We start from the raw sequence: 614 nt of genomic DNA, 5'->3' as shown, positions 1-614 counted from the left end.
CCACGACGGGGTAGCCGAGCTGCACCCACACCATGACCACCATGAGCACGATGAGCGCCGACGGCATCTGACCGAGCCAGTCGTAGGCGGGCAGGCCGAACCACCCGAGCATCTGGTTGAGGGCGCCGTCGCTGCCGGGGCGTACGATCCAGCCGATCACGATGCCGGCGACGGCGATCGGGAGGATCTGCGGGAGGTAGTACGTGGCCCGGAGGAAGCTGCCGACCTTGCCGCCGAACTTGCGTCCGACGACGTCGAACAGGAGCGCGGCGACGATGAGACCGACGATCGTGGGTACCACGACCATCGCGATGATCATCCACACCGAGTTCGTGAACGAGGTCCAGAAGTCGTCGTCGGTGAGGATCTTCTGCCAGTTCTCGAGCCCGATGAACTCCGGTGTGCGCACCCCCTTCCACTTGGTGAACGTCAGGTACACGTTCCAGATGAGCGGGACGATCACGACGACGAGCAGGAGCACGAAGCCGGGCAGCAGGTAGATCCAGTAGGCCCCGGTCCCACCGCGGCGCTGCGGGATCGACGGCTGTTCGGGCGGCAGCTTCGTGCGGCCCTCGCGGCGGGTGGCGAGTGACATGTTCATCTCCAGGAGGTGC

1 protein-coding gene is annotated in these 614 nt (G+C 65.8%); it reads right to left on the bottom strand.

Going from position 1 to position 614, the window contains the following annotated elements:
- Positions 1-595, bottom strand: a 595-nt coding sequence (locus ACNPM4_RS03030) for a carbohydrate ABC transporter permease (protein WP_448984652.1), incomplete at its 3' end; no start/stop codon positions are given.
- Positions 596-614: the final 19 nt, after the last annotated feature.

The sequence above is a fragment of the Microbacterium umsixpiens genome, from assembly GCF_053543675.1.
This window is presented reverse-complemented; position numbering and strand designations above follow the sequence as displayed.